This is a genomic window from Kineococcus mangrovi (assembly GCF_041320705.1).
Classification (GTDB): Bacteria; Actinomycetota; Actinomycetes; order Actinomycetales; family Kineococcaceae; genus Kineococcus; species Kineococcus mangrovi.
Window position 1 is genome coordinate 572,511 of sequence record NZ_JBGGTQ010000003.1, and the last position, 17,593, is coordinate 590,103.

Annotated in this window: 23 protein-coding genes and 1 pseudogene; 19 read left to right on the forward strand and 5 right to left on the reverse strand. The window is 73.7% G+C overall.

What is annotated here, in order from left to right; translation table 11 throughout:
• Positions 1–29: 29 nt before the first annotated feature.
• From AB2L28_RS08595 to AB2L28_RS08645, 11 genes are all read left to right on the forward strand, one after another.
• On the forward strand, positions 30–479 hold the full coding sequence (locus AB2L28_RS08595) for a Cg1360 family ATP-synthase-associated protein (protein ID WP_370718324.1): 450 nt from the start codon (positions 30–32) through the stop codon (positions 477–479).
• The gene (locus AB2L28_RS08600; RefSeq protein ID WP_370718325.1) at positions 476–757 is read left to right on the forward strand and encodes an AtpZ/AtpI family protein; all 282 of its coding nucleotides are present in this window, start codon (positions 476–478) and stop codon (positions 755–757) included. The genes AB2L28_RS08595 and AB2L28_RS08600 overlap by 4 nt, the downstream gene beginning before the upstream one ends.
• A 91-nt stretch (positions 758–848) precedes the next feature.
• Positions 849–1,652, forward strand: a complete 804-nt coding sequence (gene atpB, locus AB2L28_RS08605; protein ID WP_370718326.1) for a F0F1 ATP synthase subunit A — start codon at positions 849–851, stop codon at positions 1,650–1,652.
• 61 nt (positions 1,653–1,713) lie between these two features.
• Positions 1,714–1,920: an ATP synthase F0 subunit C gene (atpE, locus tag AB2L28_RS08610; RefSeq protein ID WP_370718327.1), complete on the forward strand. Its 207-nt coding sequence runs from the start codon at positions 1,714–1,716 to the stop codon at positions 1,918–1,920.
• Positions 1,921–1,967: 47 nt separating this feature from the next.
• Positions 1,968–2,540, forward strand: a complete 573-nt coding sequence (locus AB2L28_RS08615) for a F0F1 ATP synthase subunit B (protein WP_370718328.1) — start codon at positions 1,968–1,970, stop codon at positions 2,538–2,540.
• Positions 2,537–3,364, forward strand: a complete 828-nt coding sequence (locus AB2L28_RS08620; RefSeq protein ID WP_370718329.1) for a F0F1 ATP synthase subunit delta — start codon at positions 2,537–2,539, stop codon at positions 3,362–3,364. The genes AB2L28_RS08615 and AB2L28_RS08620 overlap by 4 nt, the downstream gene beginning before the upstream one ends.
• An 88-nt stretch (positions 3,365–3,452) precedes the next feature.
• A complete protein-coding gene (gene atpA, locus AB2L28_RS08625; RefSeq protein ID WP_370718330.1) occupies positions 3,453–5,090 on the forward strand; it encodes a F0F1 ATP synthase subunit alpha in 1,638 nt (545 codons plus the stop codon).
• A gap of 49 nt (positions 5,091–5,139) precedes the next feature.
• The gene (locus AB2L28_RS08630) at positions 5,140–6,048 is read left to right on the forward strand and encodes a F0F1 ATP synthase subunit gamma (protein ID WP_370718331.1); all 909 of its coding nucleotides are present in this window, start codon (positions 5,140–5,142) and stop codon (positions 6,046–6,048) included.
• A gap of 65 nt (positions 6,049–6,113) precedes the next feature.
• A complete protein-coding gene (gene atpD, locus AB2L28_RS08635) occupies positions 6,114–7,574 on the forward strand; it encodes a F0F1 ATP synthase subunit beta (protein ID WP_370718332.1) in 1,461 nt (486 codons plus the stop codon).
• Positions 7,574–7,849, forward strand: coding sequence for a F0F1 ATP synthase subunit epsilon (locus AB2L28_RS08640; RefSeq protein WP_370718333.1), 276 nt, complete (start codon positions 7,574–7,576; stop codon positions 7,847–7,849). Before atpD ends, AB2L28_RS08640 begins: the two co-directional genes overlap by 1 nt.
• A 15-nt stretch (positions 7,850–7,864) precedes the next feature.
• Positions 7,865–8,317, forward strand: coding sequence for a DUF2550 domain-containing protein (locus tag AB2L28_RS08645; RefSeq protein ID WP_370718334.1), 453 nt, complete (start codon positions 7,865–7,867; stop codon positions 8,315–8,317).
• Here the strand turns inward: AB2L28_RS08645 and AB2L28_RS08650 are convergent.
• Positions 8,314–8,643, reverse strand: coding sequence for a hypothetical protein (locus tag AB2L28_RS08650; protein WP_370718335.1), 330 nt, complete (start codon positions 8,641–8,643; stop codon positions 8,314–8,316). The genes AB2L28_RS08645 and AB2L28_RS08650 overlap by 4 nt on opposite strands.
• 364 nt (positions 8,644–9,007) lie before the next feature.
• Here AB2L28_RS08650 and AB2L28_RS08655 point away from each other — a divergent pair.
• Positions 9,008–9,313: pseudogene (locus tag AB2L28_RS08655) on the forward strand (STAS domain-containing protein); the annotation flags it as partial.
• A 71-nt stretch (positions 9,314–9,384) separates the two neighbouring features.
• Here the strand turns inward: AB2L28_RS08655 and nucS are convergent.
• Positions 9,385–10,080 (reverse strand): endonuclease NucS, encoded by a 696-nt coding sequence (gene nucS / locus AB2L28_RS08660; RefSeq protein ID WP_370718336.1) that lies wholly within the window; start codon positions 10,078–10,080, stop codon positions 9,385–9,387.
• A 184-nt stretch (positions 10,081–10,264) separates the two neighbouring features.
• Here nucS and AB2L28_RS08665 point away from each other — a divergent pair, with 184 nt between their 5' ends.
• The 3 genes from AB2L28_RS08665 to AB2L28_RS08675 are packed head-to-tail and all read left to right on the forward strand — an operon-like array spanning position 10,265 to position 12,384.
• Positions 10,265–10,552, forward strand: a complete 288-nt coding sequence (locus tag AB2L28_RS08665) for an Rv1322 family protein (protein ID WP_370718337.1) — start codon at positions 10,265–10,267, stop codon at positions 10,550–10,552.
• Between the two features lie 22 nt (positions 10,553–10,574).
• Positions 10,575–11,672 carry a threonine aldolase family protein gene (locus tag AB2L28_RS08670; RefSeq protein WP_370718338.1) on the forward strand — a complete coding sequence of 366 codons (1,098 nt, stop codon included), beginning with the start codon at positions 10,575–10,577 and terminating at the stop codon, positions 11,670–11,672.
• Positions 11,665–12,384 (forward strand): alpha/beta hydrolase, encoded by a 720-nt coding sequence (locus tag AB2L28_RS08675; RefSeq protein ID WP_370718339.1) that lies wholly within the window; start codon positions 11,665–11,667, stop codon positions 12,382–12,384. Before AB2L28_RS08670 ends, AB2L28_RS08675 begins: the two co-directional genes overlap by 8 nt.
• Before the next feature lie 5 nt (positions 12,385–12,389).
• On the opposite strand, the gene AB2L28_RS08680 is transcribed toward AB2L28_RS08675, so the two are convergent.
• Positions 12,390–13,517 (reverse strand): coiled-coil domain-containing protein, encoded by a 1,128-nt coding sequence (locus tag AB2L28_RS08680; protein WP_370718340.1) that lies wholly within the window; start codon positions 13,515–13,517, stop codon positions 12,390–12,392.
• A 109-nt stretch (positions 13,518–13,626) separates the two neighbouring features.
• Here AB2L28_RS08680 and AB2L28_RS08685 point away from each other — a divergent pair, with 109 nt between their 5' ends.
• Positions 13,627–13,968, forward strand: a complete 342-nt coding sequence (locus AB2L28_RS08685; protein ID WP_370718341.1) for a thiamine-binding protein — start codon at positions 13,627–13,629, stop codon at positions 13,966–13,968.
• 34 nt (positions 13,969–14,002) lie between these two features.
• Here AB2L28_RS08685 and AB2L28_RS08690 read toward each other — a convergent pair whose 3' ends face one another.
• Positions 14,003–14,458 (reverse strand): DoxX family protein, encoded by a 456-nt coding sequence (locus AB2L28_RS08690; RefSeq protein ID WP_370718342.1) that lies wholly within the window; start codon positions 14,456–14,458, stop codon positions 14,003–14,005.
• 303 nt (positions 14,459–14,761) lie between these two features.
• On the opposite strand from AB2L28_RS08690, the gene AB2L28_RS08695 reads away from it, so the two are divergent.
• The 3 genes from AB2L28_RS08695 to AB2L28_RS08705 are packed head-to-tail and all read left to right on the forward strand — an operon-like array spanning position 14,762 to position 17,448.
• Positions 14,762–15,421 (forward strand): hypothetical protein, encoded by a 660-nt coding sequence (locus AB2L28_RS08695; RefSeq protein WP_370718343.1) that lies wholly within the window; start codon positions 14,762–14,764, stop codon positions 15,419–15,421.
• The gene (locus tag AB2L28_RS08700; protein WP_370718344.1) at positions 15,418–16,461 is read left to right on the forward strand and encodes a DUF8094 domain-containing protein; all 1,044 of its coding nucleotides are present in this window, start codon (positions 15,418–15,420) and stop codon (positions 16,459–16,461) included. The genes AB2L28_RS08695 and AB2L28_RS08700 overlap by 4 nt, the downstream gene beginning before the upstream one ends.
• 24 nt (positions 16,462–16,485) lie before the next feature.
• Positions 16,486–17,448 carry a co-chaperone YbbN gene (locus tag AB2L28_RS08705; RefSeq protein ID WP_370718345.1) on the forward strand — a complete coding sequence of 321 codons (963 nt, stop codon included), beginning with the start codon at positions 16,486–16,488 and terminating at the stop codon, positions 17,446–17,448.
• On the opposite strand, the gene AB2L28_RS08710 is transcribed toward AB2L28_RS08705, so the two are convergent.
• On the reverse strand, positions 17,429–17,566 hold the full coding sequence (locus AB2L28_RS08710; protein ID WP_370718346.1) for a hypothetical protein: 138 nt from the start codon (positions 17,564–17,566) through the stop codon (positions 17,429–17,431). The two genes, AB2L28_RS08705 and AB2L28_RS08710, sit on opposite strands and share 20 nt — an antisense overlap.
• Between the last annotated feature and the right edge of the window lie 27 nt (positions 17,567–17,593).

Consider the following 17,593-nt stretch of genomic DNA (forward strand, 5'->3'; position numbering starts at 1 on the left):
CCCGCCGACGAGCAGAGAGCAGACCAGCCTTGAGTGACAGTGTCGCCACCGCGCACGTGGAGGACGCCTACCGCGTGCTCCTGCGCCGGTCGCTGACCGTCGGGGCTGCCGTCGCCGCCGTCTGCGTCGTCGCCGCGGCGGTCCTGGCCGGCGTCGAGGGGCTCCTCTCGGCGCTCGTCGGTTCCGTGATGGTCCTCGTCTTCTTCGGCGCGCGGCTCGTCGTCATGCGGCGCACCGCCCGGTCGAACCCGCAGCTCGTGCTCATCGCCGCGCTCGGCGTCTACACCGTGAAGATCGTCCTGCTCGGGGTCGCCATGGTCCTGCTCATGGGCGTCTCGTGGATCGACGGGCCCGCCCTCGGGTTGTCCGTCATCGCGTGCGCCGTCGGCTGGCTGGCAGCCGAGATGCGCGCGTTCGTCAAGCTCCGCGTCCCCGTGTTCGGGGCCCCCGCGCCGCGCGACCCGGACGGTGGGTCGTGAGCGAGAGCCCTGCTACCGTTCGCCGCGACATGACCGACGACGGCCACCCCGCCCCTCCTGCCCGCCCCGGCGCGGACCAGGAGCGCGAGCACGGCCGCCTCGAGGAGTCGCGGGCCTGGAACATCCCCTCGTACCTGCTCGCCGGAGTCTTGGGCTTCGGCGGCATCGGGTACCTGATCGACCGCCTGATCGGCACGGACTTCATCGTCGCCATCGGCATCGTCGGCGGCATGGCGCTGGCGATCTACTACGTGTGGTTCCGGTACGGTAAAGCGTGACGGCCACTTGTGAAGTCCCTGTGGTCGTCCTTTCGCGTGTGCTCGCGGAACCGACCCGTACCCACGACGACGTTCGCACGGAGGAGTTGACGTGAGCCTCGGAATGCTCGCCGCCGCAGGAGGCGAAGAGGGGTTCGAGACCCCGACCCAGGCAATCTTCTGGCAGCCCCTCATCGGCTCGGGCTCGGGGTGGCTGGACGTCACGCGTCCCGCGCTGGTCTTCGTGTTGTCGGCCGTCCTCATCGCCGCACTGCTCAACTGGGCCACGAAGCGTCTTGAAGTCGTCCCCGGCAAGCGGCAGATGGGGATGGAGGCCACCTACGGCTTGGTCCGCAACTCCATCGCCCGCGACATCATCGGGTCCCGCGACTTCCTGAAGTTCGTGCCGATGCTGTTCACGATGTTCGCCCTCATCCTGGTGAACAACCTCTTCGGCATCATCCCGCCGGTCCAGTACCCGACGATGAGCCGCATCGCGTTCCCGCTGGTGCTGGCCCTCGTCGTCTACGGCGTGTACCACTACCTCGGCATCAAGAAGCGCGGTCTGGGGGGTCACATCGGCCACATGATCCCCCCGGGGCTGCCGGGCTGGATCAAGCCGCTCGTCTTCCTGCTCGAGCTCATCACGTACTTCATCACCCGCCCGGTGACCCTCGCGCTGCGACTCTTCGGGAACATGTTCGCGGGGCACATCCTGCTGGTGCTCTTCATCACCGGCGGTGAGTACATGCTCCTGCACTCGGGGAGCCTGGGCCTGCAGATCTTCTCGATCCCGACCTTCGCGATGGGCATCGTGATGACGCTGTTCGAACTCCTCGTCGAGTTCCTCCAGGCGTACATCTTCACGCTGCTCGCCGCCCTCTACATCGCCGGCTCCCTCGCCGACGAGCACTGACCCACCCACCAGCAGATCGGCGCGGCCCGCGCGTCGGCAACGGAAGGAAGCAGAGAGACTGATGGACGGCAACATCGCAATCCTCGGCTACGGCCTCTCGGCCATCGGCCCCGGTATCGGCGTCGGCTTGATCTTCGCCGCCTACATCAACGGCGTCGCGCGCCAGCCCGAAGCGCGCGGCATGCTGCAGACCATCGCCTTCCTGGGCTTCGCCCTCACCGAGGCGCTGGCGATCTTCGGTCTGGCGCTCGCCTTCGTCTTCCGCTGACAGGCGCTCACCTCCCACCCACCGAGCGCTGACCTGAAGGAGGAGCCGTGCAGCTCGCAGTAACGGCACAGGCCGCTGCCGACGAGGGCCTCGTCGACCCGACGGGCTACCCGATCATCCCTCACATCGGTGAGCTGATCTTCGGCGCCATCGTCTTCATCGCGTTGCTGATCTTCGTGCAGAAGAAGATCGTCCCGCGGCTGGAGACGGTGTACGAGGAGCGGCGCGCCGCGATCGAGGGCAACGTCGAGAAGGCGGAGAAGGCCCAGGAAGAGGCCGCCGCCGCCCTCGCCGAGTACAAGGCCCAGCTCGCGGACGCCCGCGGCGAGGCCAACCGCATCCGTGAGGACGCGCGCCAGCAGGGTGCGCAGATCCTCGCCGAGATGCGCGAGCAGGCGCAGGCCGAGTCCGACCGCATCACGACCGCGGCTCGCGCCACGATCGAGGCGGAGCGGGCCCAGGCCACGGCGCAGCTGCGCGCCGAGGTGGGTCGCCTGGCGACCGACCTGGCCTCCCGCATCGTCGGTGAGTCGCTGCAGGACTCCGCTCGCCAGAGCGGTGTCGTGGACCGGTTCCTCGCCGACCTCGAGCGCAGCGAGTCGGGGGCGACCTCCCGATGAGCGAGCTCGACTCCGGCGTCGCGAAGGCGAGCCTCGCCGCCGCGCAGCAGGTGCTCGACGCGCAGCTCGCCACCGGGGGGGCCGACGCGGGCCGGACGGGGGAGGACCTCTTCGCCGTCACCAGCCTGCTCGACTCCTCGGTGGGGTTGCGCCGGGCCCTGACCGACCCGTCGCGGGAGAGCTCGGCCAAGGCCGAGTTCGTCCGCCGCACCTTCACCGGCAGGATCGGCACGGCCGCCGTCGAGACGGTCGCCGCGCTGGCGTCGTCCCGCTGGACGGCCGGTCGCGACCTGTCGGACGCGACCGAGCGGCTCGCCGTCGTCGCGGTCGTGACGCAGGCGGAGCGGTCGGGGCACCTGGACGCGCTGGAGGACGAGCTCTTCCGGTTCTCCCGCACCATCGCCGGCAACCCGCAGCTGCGCGACGCCCTCGCCGACCGCAGCGCACCGGACGCCAACCGCGCCTCGCTGGTCTCCCGGCTGCTGCTCGACAGGGCGGCGCCCGAGACGGTCCAGCTGGCCCGTCGCGCGGCGGTCTCGCCGCGCGGGGTGCGCGCCGAGCGGCTGCTCGAGGAGTGGGTCGAGGTCGTGGCCGCGCGCCGCGACCAGTTCGTCGCCCACGTCGTGAGCGCCACCCCCCTCAGCGAGGCCCAGCGCGAGCGCCTCGCGGCCTCGCTGTCGCGCCAGTACGGCCGGGCCATCAGCGTCACGGTCGACGTCGACCCCGACCTCGTCGGCGGGCTCCGCGTGAGCATCGGTGACGACGTCATCGACGGGTCGATCGCGACCCGCCTCGACGAGGCGCGTCGCCGCCTGGCCGGCTGAGCACCGCCCTGAACACCCCACCCCGCGGGACGCGGGGGATGATGGACTTCGAGAACCGCAGGACCCGAGAAGGAGAGCAGGGCATCCCATGGCCGAGCTGACCATCCGCCCGGAGGAGATCCGGGACGCTCTCGACGCCTTCGTGGCGTCGTACGACCCCGGCACCGCCGCGCGTGAGGAAGTCGGCCGCGTGACCGACGCGGGCGACGGCATCGCCCACGTCGAGGGCCTGCCCTCGGTCATGGCGAACGAGCTGCTGCGCTTCGAGGACGGCACCCTCGGCCTCGCGCAGAACCTCGACGTGCGCGACATCGGTGTCGTCGTCCTCGGTGACGCCGCCGGCATCGAGGAGGGCCAGCCGGTCCACCGCACGGGCGAGGTCCTCTCCGTGCCCGTCGGTGACGACTTCCTGGGCCGCGTCGTCGACCCGCTGGGTGCGCCGATCGACGGCCTGGGCCCGATCGAGGCCGAGACCCGCCGTGCGCTGGAGCTGCAGGCCCCCTCGGTCGTGCAGCGCCAGGAGGTCCGCGAGCCGCTGCAGACCGGCATCAAGGCCATCGACGCGATGATCCCCGTCGGCCGCGGCCAGCGTCAGCTGATCATCGGTGACCGCCAGACCGGCAAGACCGCGATCGCGATCGACACGATCATCAACCAGAAGGACAACTGGGCCTCGGGCGACCCCAAGCAGCAGGTCCGCTGCATCTACGTCGCCATCGGTCAGAAGGGCTCCACGATCGCTTCGGTGAAGCGCTCGCTGGAGGAGGCCGGCGCGATGGAGTACACGACCATCGTCGCGGCCCCCGCCTCCGACCCGGCCGGCTTCAAGTACCTCGCGCCGTACACCGGTTCGGCCATCGGCCAGCACTGGATGTACGCCGGCAAGCACGTCCTCATCGTGTTCGACGACCTGTCCAAGCAGGCCGAGGCCTACCGCGCCGTGTCGCTGCTGCTGCGCCGCCCGCCGGGCCGCGAGGCGTACCCCGGTGACGTCTTCTACCTGCACTCCCGCCTGCTGGAGCGCTGCGCGAAGCTGTCCGACGAGCTCGGCGCCGGGTCGATGACGGGTCTGCCGTTCATCGAGACCAAGGGCAACGACGTCTCGGCGTACATCCCGACCAACGTCATCTCCATCACCGACGGCCAGATCTTCCTGCAGTCGGACCTGTTCAACGCCAACCAGCGTCCCGCGATCGACGTCGGCATCTCGGTGTCCCGCGTCGGTGGTGCGGCCCAGACGAAGGCCATCAAGGGCATCTCCGGGACGCTGAAGCTGGACCTGGCGCAGTTCCGGGCCATGGAGGCGTTCGCGATGTTCGCCTCCGACCTGGACCAGGCCTCCCGCAACCAGCTCGCCCGGGGTGCGCGCCTCGTCGAGCTGCTCAAGCAGCCGCAGTACACGCCGTTCTCCCTCGAGGAGCAGGTCGTCTCGATCTGGGCCGGCACCACCGGCCAGCTCGACTCCGTCGAGGTCTCGGACATCTCCCGCTTCGAGCGCGAGTTCCTCGAGCACGTCAAGCGCAACCACGGCGAGCTCATGCAGGGGATCCGCGAGACCAAGCAGTTCTCCGACGGCGCCAAGGACGAGCTGAAGCAGGCCATCGACGCCTTCAAGCCGCAGTTCTCGGCGGGCTCGACCGACTCGGCCGTCCCGGCCGACGAGGACCACGGCCGGACCGACGAGGACGACATCTCGCAGGAGCAGATCACCACCACCAAGCGCTGAGCGGCGCGGCAGACGCAGGACCGAGCGGAGCAAGGAAGAGGAGCAGGACATGGCAGGCCAGCTGAGGGCCTACCGGCGGCAGATCCGCTCGGTCCAGGCGACCAAGAAGATCACCCGTGCGATGGAGCTCATCGCCGCGTCGCGGATCATCAAGGCGCAGGCGAACGTGCGCGCGTCGACCCCGTACGCGCGGGCGCTGACCCGCGCGGTGTCGGCGGCGGCGTCGAACTCCTCGCTCGACCACCCGTTGATCACGGAGAAGACCGAGGTCAAGCGCGCGGCGGTCCTGCTGCTGTCGTCCGACCGCGGGCTGGCGGGGGCCTACTCCTCCAGCGTCCTGCGCGAGGGGGAGCGGCTGACCGCGGCCCTGCGCGAGGAGGGCAAGGAGGTCGCGCCGTACCTGGTGGGCCGCAAGGCGGTGGCCTTCTACGGCTTCCGCCGCCGCTCGGTCGTCGACTCCTGGGTCGGGTTCACCGACTCCCCGTCGTACGAGGACGCGAAGACGATCGGTGACCGGCTGCTGGCCGACTTCGCGCAGGACTTCGCCCAGGGCGGGATCGACGAGATCCACGTCGTCTACACCCACTTCGTCAGCATGGTGACGCAGGAGCCCCGGGTCATCCGGCTGCTGCCGCTGGAGGTCGTCGAGGGCGTCGAGGCGCCCTCGGACGGCGACCTGCAGCCGCTGTACGAGTTCGAGCCGAGCGCCGACGCGGTGCTGGACGCCCTGCTGCCGCAGTACGTCAACAGCCGGATCTTCAACTGCCTCCTGCAGGCGGCGGCCTCCGAGCTCGCGGCGCGCCAGCGGGCCATGAAGAGCGCGACCGACAACGCGGACGAGCTCATCAAGAAGCTGACCCGACTGGCCAACAACGCCCGTCAGGCCGACATCACCCAGGAGATCAGCGAGATCGTCGGCGGTGCCGACGCCCTCGCCTCCTCCGGCTCGCGCGCCTGACGGCACCCGGGCCCACCCCACACTTCTGCACGAACTCACTCGACGAAGGAAGCCCGAGGAGCGACATGACCGCCACCGTCAACGAAGCGCCGACCAGCACCAGCAAGGGTGCGACCGGCCGCATCGCCCGAGTCATCGGGCCCGTCGTCGACGTCGAGTTCTCCGCCGACGCGATGCCCGACCAGAACAACGCCCTCACCACCGAGGTGAGCATGGGCGGCCAGACCGCGACCGTGACGCTCGAGGTGGCCTCCCACCTCGGCGACAACATGGTCCGCGCCATCTCCCTCAAGCCGACCGACGGCATGGTCCGCGGGGCGGCCGTCGTCGACACCGGCGCGCCGATCTCGGTGCCCGTCGGCAACGTGACCCTCGGCAAGGTCTTCAACGCCATCGGCGAGGCCCTGAACCTCGAGGAGGGCGAGCGCCTCGAGGTGACCGAGCGCTGGCCGATCCACCGCAAGGCCCCGAGCTTCGACCAGCTCGAGTCCAAGACCCAGATGTTCGAGACCGGCATCAAGGTGATCGACCTGCTCACCCCGTACGTGCAGGGTGGGAAGATCGGCCTGTTCGGGGGTGCCGGCGTCGGCAAGACCGTCCTCATCCAGGAGATGATCCAGCGCGTCGCGCAGGACCACGGTGGTGTGTCGGTGTTCGCCGGTGTCGGTGAGCGCACCCGTGAGGGCAACGACCTCATCGCCGAGATGGCCGAGGCCGGCGTCTTCGACAAGACCGCCCTCGTGTTCGGCCAGATGGACGAGCCGCCGGGGACGCGCCTGCGCGTGGCCCTGTCCGCCCTGACGATGGCGGAGTACTTCCGCGACGTGCAGAAGCAGGACGTGCTGCTGTTCATCGACAACATCTTCCGGTTCACCCAGGCCGGTTCCGAGGTCTCGACGCTGCTCGGCCGCATGCCGTCGGCCGTCGGCTACCAGCCCACGCTGGCCGACGAGATGGGTGTGCTCCAGGAGCGCATCACCTCGACCCGCGGTCACTCGATCACCTCGCTGCAGGCGATCTACGTCCCCGCGGACGACTACACCGACCCGGCGCCGGCCACGACGTTCGCGCACCTCGACGCGACGACGGAGCTGTCCCGCGAGATCGCCTCGCGCGGTCTGTACCCGGCCGTGGACCCGCTGACCTCGACGTCGCGCATCCTCGACCCGCTGTACATCTCCCAGGACCACTACTCCACGGCGGTCCGCGTGAAGCAGATCCTGCAGCGCAACAAGGAGCTGCAGGACATCATCGCCATCCTCGGTGTCGACGAGCTGTCGGAGGAGGACAAGCTGACGGTGAGCCGCGCTCGCCGCATCCAGCAGTTCCTCTCCCAGAACACCTACATGGCCGAGAAGTTCACCGGCGTCGTCGGCTCGACCGTCCCGCTGAAGGAGACGATCGAGGGCTTCTCGAAGATCGCCGACGGCGAGCTCGACCACGTCGCCGAGCAGGCGTTCTTCAACGTCGGTGGCCTCGAGGACGTCGAGCGCAACTGGTCGCGCATCCAGAAGGAAACCGCCTGATGGCTCTGCAGGTCGAGCTCGTCGCGGCGGACCGCTCCGTGTGGTCCGGCGAGGCGTCGCTGGTGCGCGCGCGCACCGCGGAGGGTGAGATCGGCATCATGGCCGGGCACGAGCCGCTGCTGGCCGTCCTCGCCCCCGGCGACGTGGCGATCTCCGGATCCGGGTCCGACGGTGTGACCGCGACCGTCAGCGGCGGGTTCTTCTCGGTGGACCACGACAAGGTGACGATCGTCGCCGAGCAGGTCGAGGTCACCGCGGGTTCCGGCACGCGCTGAGACGGCGGGGCGACGGTGCACGAGGTCCTGCTCTCCCTGGAGATCGCAGGTGCGTGCGCCGTCGTCCTCGTCGTGGTGCTGGTTCTGGTGGTGCTGCGGCGCCGCCGCCTCCTGGCCCGCCTCGGCACCTTCGACTGTTCCGTGCGGCAGGCCCGTGGTGGCCGCCGACGGTGGGCCCTGGGGGTCGCGCAGTACGAGCGCGACCGCCTGGACTGGTACCGGACCTTCTCGCTCTCCCCGCGCCCGTCGTGCAGCTACGCACGGCGGGCGCTGGCCGTCACCGTCTTCCGCGACGCCGAGGGGCCCGAGCTCGTGGCCGTCCAGCCCGGCGCGATGATCGTGGAGTGCCGCCTGGAGGTCGGCGCTGCGGGTGAGGAGATCGAGTTCGCGATGGGCCGGGACACCTACACGGGTTTCGCGAGCTGGCTGGAGTCCGCCCCGCCCGGGCAGGGCGTCAACGTCGCCTAACGCCCCTGCTCCAGGATCTGCCGGGCCAGCCCCGCCTCGGCGGGGAACACCATGACCCGCGGTCCCTCCGTCGTGGGGGCCAGCGTCGCCCGGATCCCCGCGTCGACGAGCGTGCGCCGCTGCACCTCGGCCTCGACGAAGGTGGGGGGTGCGGACACCACCTCCAGCAGGCCGTACTCCTCGCTCGACCCGCGCTGGGGCCGGCGCTCCACCACGGACCTGCCGTGCGAGAACGTCCAACGCAGCAGCAGGACCAGGACCAGGACCGCGACGAGGGCCACGGCGGGTCCGAAGGCGTAGGAGTAGCTGCCCCAGCTGATCTGCACGCCACCCATCCTCCTCCCGTGGACCCGTCAGGTCACCGTTGGGCAACGGCTGGGGTCTTCGCGGGATCGGCGGCACCGGCCGATGGCAGAGTGTGACCACAGTGTGACCGCTGGTCTCGATCTCCCCACCCGCCACGGGCGGGGAACGGGGTGCAACCGACCAGCGGTCCGCTGCGTCTGACCGGTGACGATCACACGATCACGACCGGCGTCCTCGGGGGAGGAACAGATGGCGATCGGACTCGCGGCGGTGCCCGGCACCGTCCAGCAGGACACCGTCCAGCAGGACCCGTCGGCGCCCAGCGCCGCGGACGACGTCGCGGCCCGCCGGGCCGCGCGCTCGACCCCCGGCAGCGCGGCCACCGTGGACGACGTCGTCCACGGGCAGGTCGTGCACGTCGGCGGCCGGCTCGACGTCCACACCGTGCCCGACGTCCGGGCGGCCCTGCACGCGGCCGTCGACGCGGGGACCGGTGACCTCGTCGTCCGGGTCGACGGCATCGTCGTCGCCGACGCGACGGGGCTCGGGGTCTTCGTCGGCGCCCACCGGCGCGCCCAGCGGACCGGGCGGCGCCTCGTGCTGCGCGAGGTGCCGCTGCCGGCGCTGCGGCTGCTGCGGGTCACGCGACTGCACCTCGTCCTGCAGGTCGAGGACACCCCGGCCGTGGACCGCACCGCGGTGCGCAGGGCGCGCGCGGAGGCCCTGCTGCGCCGGACCGGCGCGACCGGCCGGGCCGGTGCTCAGAACAGCCGCGAGTCCACGTCGTCGATCCCGCGCAAGGCGTCGTAGTCCAACCGCACGCACCGGATCCCGCGGTCGGTGGCCAGCGTCCTCGCCTGCGGCTTGATCTCCTGGGCGGCGAGGACGCCGGTCACGGGGGCCAGCAGCGGGTCGCGGTTGAGCAGCTCGAGGTAGCGCGTCAGCTGCTCCACGCCGTCGATCTCGGCCCGGCGCTTGATCTCGACGGCGACGGCACGACCACCGGCGTCGCGGGCGAGGATGTCGACCGGGCCGATGGCCGTCATGTACTCCCGGCGCACCAGCGTGTACCCCTCGCCGAGGGTGCCGATGTGCTCGGCCAGCAGCTTCTGCAGGTGCGCCTCCACCCCGTCCTTGACCAGGCCCGGGTCGAGGCCGAGCTCGTGCTCGGAGTCGTGCAGCACCTCGTGGACGGAGACGACGAGGCGGTCGTCGGTCTTGGTGTGCTGCACGGTCCACGTCTCCACGACGCCGGCCTCGCGGGCGTCCTCACCGGGCACGTCCACCGTCAGCCGGGCGGGGGGGCTCATCCAGTTCAGCGGCTTGTAGCTGCCCCCGTCGGAGTGGACGAGGACGCTGCCGTCGGCCTTGACCAGGAGCAGGCGGGTCGCCAGCGGGAGGTGGGCGGTGAGCCGGCCCGCGTAGTCGACGGAGCAGCGGGCGATGACGAGACGCACGAGGGGCGAGCTTACGAGACGCCCCCCGCCGTGCCCGCCCACGACCCGGCCGGGCACGTGTAACGAAACCGGGCCGCGCGACGACTACCGGTCGTACCGGGCGTGGCCACGGTGGTGTGGAGGGGACACCACCGCGGCAGCGCCCGGTCGGGCCGGGCGGCGCGGTGCTTGAGAGCATGACGCCGTGCCCCGCGCCAACCGCCGCCGCCCCGACCCGCCGCCCCGCGCGCCGCTGGGACGCGGGGTCGACCGCACCGTCTCCGGCCCCGACGGGACCTGGGTCGTCCGGGAGCTGCGGGGCACCTCCTCGGAGAAGACCTACCGGTGCCCCGGGTGCCACCAGGACATCCCGCCGGGCACCCCGCACCTCGTCGTCTGGCCCGCGCGCGGCACCTTCAGCCCCGGGGAGGGGGTCACCGAGCGGCGGCACTGGCACCGCTCCTGCTTCACCGCCCGTGGCCGGAGGTTCTGAGGTGCGCGGGTAGCGTGCCGGGGTGAGCACCGTCTCCCTCCCCAGCAGCTCCCGGCACGACGCCCCGCTGCACGACCCGACCGCGAGGGGTTTCGCCAGCGACAACGCCGCCGGCATGCACCCCGAGGTCCTGCAGGCCCTCGTCGCCGCCAACGGCGGCCACGTCCCCAGCTACGGCGGCGACGCGTACACGAGCGCGCTGAGCGAGGCGCTGCGCGCCCACTTCGGCGCGGGCACGAGCAGCGCCGTCGTGCTCACCGGGACCGGCGCGAACGTCGTGGCGCTGCAGGCGCTCACGTCCCGCTGGGAGTCGGTGCTGGCCTCGGACCAGGCCCACGTCCTGCACGACGAGGCCGGAGGGCTCGAGCACGTCGGCGGCGTCAAGGTCACCGCCCTGCCGACGGTCGACGGCCTCGTCGACCCCGCCGACGTCGAGCGCGCCGTCCGCGACGCCGACAGCCCGATGCGCGCCCCCGTGGGGGCGCTGACCCTCACCCAGAGCACCGAGCTCGGGACGACGTACCCCCTCGACCAGCTGCGCGACCTCGTCCGCGTCGCCCACGGCCTCGGCGTCCGGGTGCACGTCGACGGCGCCCGGTTGTCCAACGCCGCGGTCTCCCTGGGCTGCGAGCTGGGTGAGGTGACGACGGCCCTCGGGGTCGACGCCGTCTCCGTCGGCGGCACGAAGAACGGCGGCGCGCTGGCCGAGGCCGTGGTCGTGCGGGGCGAGGGCCCCGCGGAGGCGTTGCGGCGCCTGGTGAAGCCGTCCATGCAGCAGTCGTCCAAGACGCGGTTCGTCTCCGCCCAGCTGCTGGCGCTGTTCGGCGGCGACCTGTGGCGGCGGACGGCGAGCGCGGCCAACGGCGCGGCGAGCGCCCTGGCCACCGCCGTGCGGTCCGCCGGGGCGACGACGACGCGCCCCGTCCAGGCCAACGCCGTGTTCGCGGCGCTGCCGCCGGCGGTGGCGCAGCGCGCGGCCGCCCGCGTGCCCTTCCACGTCTGGGACGAGCGCTGGGCCCCCGGGCTCGTCGAGGTCCGCCTCGTGGCCAGCTTCGACACCACGACCGAGGACGTGCAGGCTCTCGCCGCCGTGCTGCGCGAGGAGCTGGCGCGTGGGTGAGATCCGCTCGGACACCGTCCTGCCCGCCCGCCGCGAGGACGTCGAGCTGCACACCGCGGACGGGGTGACGCTCGTCGGCGAGCTGGCCCTGCCGGCCGAGCGGGACCCCGTCGCCACGCTCGTGACGCTGCACCCCCTGCCCACCGCGGGCGGGTTCATGGACTCCCACGTGCTGCGCAAGGCGGCCAACCGGCTGCCCGAGCTCGCCGACCTCGCGGTCCTGCGCTTCAACACGCGCGGGACGGGGTCGCCGCGGGGTCGCAGCGGGGGTGAGTTCGACGCCGGTGGCGCCGAACGGTTCGACGTGGCCGCCGCGCTCGAGTTCGTGGAGTTCCGCGACCTGCCCCACGTGTGGCTGCTGGGCTGGTCCTTCGGCACCGACCTCGCGCTCGTGCACGGCCGGGACCCGCTCGTGGAAGGGCTGGTCCTGCTGTCCCCGCCGTTGCGCTGGTCCACCGAGGAGGACCTGCGGGCGTGGGCGGAGTTCGGGCGGCCCGTGACCGCGCTCGTGCCGGAGTTCGACGACTTCCTGCGCCCGGCCGAGGCCGTGCGGCGCTTCGCCCCGCTCACCGGGGCCGAGGTCGTCCCCGTCGCGGGTGCGCGGCACCTGTGGGTGGGGGAGAGCGCGGTGCGCCGCGTCCTGGACGAGGTGGTCGCGCGGGTCGTGCCCGCGCGCTCACCCCTGCCGACGGAGCACCCCGCCGCCCCCTGAGCCCCTCAGCTGGGCTGTTCGACCCGCTCACCCCGGCGGACGTCGACGTCCTGGTGCTCGACGTCCTGGTGCTCCACGTCCTGGTGCTCGCCCTCGCGCGGGGGCAGCTTCGGGGCCAGGCCGAGCAGGCCGCGCAGGTCGTCGAGCTGGTCGGTGATCTGGTCGCGCTGGCTCATCAGCTCGTCGACCTCGGACTGCGCCCCGGTGCGCGAGTGCTCGGCCTGCTCCCGCGCCGTCTCGACCATCGCCTGGGCCCGCGCGCGGGCGTCGGCGAGCAGCTCGTCGGACTCGCGACGGGCGGTCTCGGCGCGCACCGCGGCCTGGGCGGTGGCGTCGGCCCGGATGGACTCGGCCGCCTCCACGGCCTCCCGCGCCCGCTCCTCGGCCTCGCCCGCCCGCTGCTCGGCCTCGGCGATGCGGGCCGCGGTGCGGGCGGCGGCGACCTCCAGGCGCAGCCGGTCCTCCTCGGCCGCCTGCTCGCGGGCGGCGGCCAGGGTCAGCTCCTGCTCGCGCACGCGGGCGTCGGTGGACGAGCGCAGCTCGATCACCTCGCGCTCGGTCTGGGTGAGCAGCGCCGCGACCCGGCGCTCGGTCGCGGCGATCGTCTCGGCCGTCTCGTGCTGGGCGGAGGCCAGCAGCTGGTCGGCCTGCCGGTGGGCGGCGGCGGTGAGCTCGGCGGCCGTGCGCTGGGCGGCGTCGACCGTCCCGTCGGCCTGGTGCTTGGCGCGCGCGACGATCTCCTCGGCGTCGCGACCGGCCTCCCCGGTGCGCCGGCGCGCGTCCTCGTCGGCCTGCGCGCGGGTGCTCGAGGCCTCGGCGCGGGCCTCCTCGCGCAGCCGGTCCGCGTCGCGGCGGGCCGAGCGCAGGATCTCGGAGGACTGGTCCTCGGCCAGACGCAGCAGCTTCTCCATGCGGGCGCCGAGCCCGGCGTAGGAGGGCTTCTCGTGCTCGCGCAGTTCCTTGTGCGCGTCGGCGAGCTTCTCCTCGGCCTGGCGCAGCTCGTGGTCGCGCTGGGCGACCCGCGCACGGGCCTCGGCCAGGGCGTCGTCGAGGTGCTTGAGCCGGGCGTCGACCTGGCTGCGTTCGTAGCCGCGGACGACGATGCTGAACGCGTCGTGGGAGTCGGTGGACACCGGCGGACCTCCGGCGAGGGCGAGGGCGGAAGGGACCTTCGCAGCGTAACCGCGCGACCCCCGCGAACCGGGCGGGACACGGGCACGACGCTCGCGTAGCGTCACCGTCGTGATCGTCGCCTTCTCCCTCGTCCCCTCCGGTGGTCCCGTCCCCGCGGGTGAGGACGCCGACTCGGTCAGCGCCGCCGTCGCCGACGCCGTGCTCGTCGTCCGCGGCAGCGGGCTGGCGCACCGCACCGACGCGATGTTCACGACGATCGAGGGCACGTGGGACGAGTGCATGGACGTCGTCAAGCGCGCCACCGAGGCCGTCGGCCGGCACGGGACCCGGGTCTCCCTCGTGCTGAAGGCGGACGTCCGCCCCGGCCGGACGGGGGAGATGACGGGCAAGCTCGAGCGGCTGGAGGCGGCCGTCGAACGCGCCCGGGGCGAGGCCGGCCGGGGGCAGTGACCCCCGGCCGGCGCGCGGTGCAGGACCGGCGGCCTCAGCGGCGGCGCCGGACCAGCAGCCCGTCGGCGCTGAACCGGCCCGGCCCGGTGAGGGCCACGGTCAGGCCCAGGACGGCGTAGAGCAGGGCGTTCTCGCCGTTGACCTGGCCGTCCACGAGGAACCCCCGGGGTGCGTGGGCCAGGACCCACACGGCCGTCATCTGCACCAGCAGGAGCGTGCCCGCGACGCGGGTGGCGAGCCCGAGGACCAGCAGCGTCCCCAGGCCCAGCTCGCCGAGGATCACCAGCCAGCCCAGCGACGTGGGGGCCGGGACGCCGAGCGAGGCCGCGTAGCCCGTGGCCGTCGCGGGGTCCTGCAGCTTGGGGAGGCCGTGCACGAGCAGCAGCGCGCCCGCGACCAGGCGCAGCGCGAGCAGGCCCGCCGAGGCGAGCGGGGTCGGGGCGTGCACCGGCCGCGGTGCGCCGGTGCGGTCCTGGGTGGAGGTGCTCATTCGTCGTCCTCTGCGTCGGGAGGGAGCCGGGTGGCTCTTCGGGCGGGCAGGGGGCCGCTCGGGACGGGGGCCCCGCACGGCGTCGCACGGGCGCGTGGCGCCCGTCCCACGGCGAGGTCACGAGGCCCCTGGGCGGGGGGTTCACCCGGACGGACGTGGGGTGCGCCACATCCGCCACCTCGGGTGCGCCCGTCGATCACGGGGAGTGAGCGGCGGGGAGGGATCCTCACCCGGTGGGCCTAGGGTGACCCGTCGAACGCCCCTCCGGCACCCACGGCCCGCCACGGGAAGGACCTGCGCACGGTGCGACGACTCCTCGCCTGGACCCTGCTCGCCTGCGGGCTGGTGGCCGGGCTCACCGGTGCCGCTCTCCTGACGGTCCTGGCCCCGCCCTCGACCATCGACGTCGTCGAGCGCACCGACGACCCGGGGATCGCCGTCGTGACCGCCCCCGGCCTGGCTGACCTGTCCGGCCCGGACGCCCGCATCTCGGTCGAGGCGGCCGACGGCGCCGACGTCTTCCTCGCAGTGGCCCGCGCCGACGACGCGACGGCGTGGCTGGGGCAGGCCCGGCGCACCGAGGTCACCGGTGTCACGGGCGACGTGTCCGACCCGCGGGCCCGCACCAGCACGACCGGCTCGGGCACCGCCGCCGACCCCCGCGTCGCCGACGTCTGGCTCGCGAGCACCACCGGCCGCGGCTCGGCGACGCTGACCTGGCCCACCGCAGCGGACGGCGACCACCGCGACGCCGGTGGCGTCGTCCTGTTCACCGCGACCGACGGCGTCGCCGACGCACCGGGCACCGTCCGGCTCAGCTGGCGGGCCGAGGGCCGCGCCGCCCGCCACCCCGCCGCCGTCCCGCTCGTCGTCGCGGGTGCGGTCCTGGTCGTGCTCGGCGCCGTCGGTGTCCTGCTGCCCGCCCGCCGACCCCGCCGACCCGACGCCCGGAGGCGCGCGTGAACCACCCCGCCCCCCGTGCCGGCCACCGTCCCGGCCCCCGTCGCGCGCGCCGGCCGGTCGCCCTCGCGGTGCTGGCCGGCGCCACCGTCCTCGCCGGGTGCGCGCAGCTGCCGGCGGCACCGGCCCCCGCCGGCACCGGGCGCGAACCCCTCGCGCTCCCGCCGGCCCAGGCCAGCCGCGTCGTGGCGCAGGCCACCGCCGTCCTGCAGGCCGGGGCCGACCCGGCCACCGCCGACCCCGCCCTCGCCGCGCGGGTCAGCGGCCCCGAGCTGGACCTGCGCACGGCGGCGCACACGATCGCCGCCGCCGGGGCGAGCCCCGCGCCCACGGGGGGCGCCGACGACCTCGAGGCCATCACGTCGATCCTGCCGCGCCAGGCCGCCTTCCCGCGTTGGTTCGCGACCGTCACCGCCCCCGGGAGCGACCAGGCACCGTCCCTGGTGGTGCTGCGCTCGGCCGGCGCCCGCAGCCCCTTCGCGGTGTGGGCGACCCCCACCCTGCTGCCGGGCGCCTCGCTGCCGACGCTGGCCGCGCCCGCCGACGGCGTCGCCGTCGTCGCGCCCGAGGAGGACACCAACCTGCCCGCGTCCCCGGCCGCCGTCGCCGCGCACTACGCCGACGTGCTGACCGAGGGCGCGGACAGCGAGCACGCCGGGGAGTTCGCCGCGGACGCCTACCGGTCGGGCGTGGAGGCGGCCACCGCCGCGGAGGCCGCCTCCCTGCGGGCGGCCGGGGGGACGTTCACCCAGGAGCGCTCGGTGCTGCCCGACGGGGTCCTGGCCGTCCGCGCGCGCGACGGGGGCGCGCTCGTGGTGGCCGCCTTCTCCTGGTCGGCGACGTCGGCCGGTCCCGCCGACGGCCGCCCCGGGCAGCTGGACCCGGCGCTGGCGGCGCTCGCGGGCACCGAGGAGGCGCTGCGGGCCACCGTCACGCGGCGCGAGGTGGTCGTGTTCTCCGTCCCGCCGGGCGCGGGGGCCGGCGGGGGGCAGGTGCAGGTCGTGGCGGCCGAGAGCGGCCCCGTCCAGGTGACGACCGGCTGAGCGCCCCGTGAGAAGGTGAGCCGCATGACGACCCAGCCGACGCCCCCGAGCGACAAGCTCAACCTGCGCGGAGCGGTGGACCTCGGTGCCCTCGCGGCCCGCAACACCCGTCGTGAGGAGGTCGCCCGGCGCGCGGCGGCCGACCCCGACGCGGTGGGCGCAGCGTCCCCCTTCGTCGTCGACGTCACCGAGGAGACGTTCGCCGAGATCGTCCAGGGGTCCGTGCAGGTCCCCCTGGTCCTGGACCTGTGGGCCGAGGGCTACGACACCGGGGCCGAGGCCCTGCAGGCGCTCGCCGAGGAGTACGCCGGGGCGTTCCTCCTGGGCCGCGTCGACGCGCAGGCCGAGCCGGGTCTGGCCCAGTCGCTCGTGCAGTCGTTGCAGGCCAAGGCGATCCCGCTCGTGGCGGCCATCGTCAAGGGGCAGCCGATCCCGCTGTTCACCGGGTCCTACCCCTCGGTGGAGGAGATCCGCCCGGTCCTGGAGGAGGTCCTGCGCGTGGCCGAGGCCAACGGCGTCACCGGCCGCGTCGAGGGTGCCGTGCAGGGCGAGGCCGAACCCGCCGCGCCGCCGGTCCCGCCCCTGCACGCCGAGGCGTTCGCCGCCGTCGAGGCCGGCGACTTCGACACCGCGACCGCCGCGTGGACCAAGGCCCTGGCCCAGGACCCCCGCGACGCCGAGGCGACCGAGGGGCTGGCCCGGGTCGGCGTCCTGCGCCGGGTCGCCGGGGTGGACCCCGCCGGGGCGCGCGCCGCCGCGGCCGACGCCCCGGACGACGTGCAGGCCCAGATCGTCGTGGCCGACCTCGACCTCGTCGGGGGCCACGTGGAGGACGCCTTCACCCGGCTGCTCGGGATCGTCCAGCGCACGGCCGGGGAGGACCGGGACGCGGCCCGCACCCACCTCGTCGACCTCTTCGCCGTGGTCGGGGTGGGCGACCCGCGCGTCGTGAAGGCCCGGCAGGCGCTCACCCGCGCGCTCTTCTGAGGCGCGGCGGGGGACCACGCCGCCACGTCGCGAGGGCCACGTGGTGCGCCGGTTCGCCGGCGTCCAGCAGCAGGACGTCGAGGACCCCCGGCGCCGGGCCCGCGGGTGCGCCGACCACCTCGCCGGGGGTCGGCGGGGATCTCGA

Excerpts from the sequence above, each read along its gene's own strand:
- atpA (WP_370718330.1), top strand. The coding sequence starts at position 3,453 with ATGGCCGAGCTGACCATCCGCCCGGAGGAGATCCGGGACGCTCTCGAC.
- AB2L28_RS08620 (WP_370718329.1), top strand. The coding sequence starts at position 2,537 with ATGAGCGAGCTCGACTCCGGCGTCGCGAAGGCGAGCCTCGCCGCCGCG.
- atpE (WP_370718327.1), top strand. The coding sequence starts at position 1,714 with ATGGACGGCAACATCGCAATCCTCGGCTACGGCCTCTCGGCCATCGGC.
- AB2L28_RS08705 (WP_370718345.1), top strand. The coding sequence starts at position 16,486 with ATGACGACCCAGCCGACGCCCCCGAGCGACAAGCTCAACCTGCGCGGA.
- atpD (WP_370718332.1), top strand. The coding sequence starts at position 6,114 with ATGACCGCCACCGTCAACGAAGCGCCGACCAGCACCAGCAAGGGTGCG.
- AB2L28_RS08690 (WP_370718342.1), bottom strand. The coding sequence starts at position 14,458 with ATGAGCACCTCCACCCAGGACCGCACCGGCGCACCGCGGCCGGTGCAC.
- AB2L28_RS08640 (WP_370718333.1), top strand. The coding sequence starts at position 7,574 with ATGGCTCTGCAGGTCGAGCTCGTCGCGGCGGACCGCTCCGTGTGGTCC.
- AB2L28_RS08630 (WP_370718331.1), top strand. The coding sequence starts at position 5,140 with ATGGCAGGCCAGCTGAGGGCCTACCGGCGGCAGATCCGCTCGGTCCAG.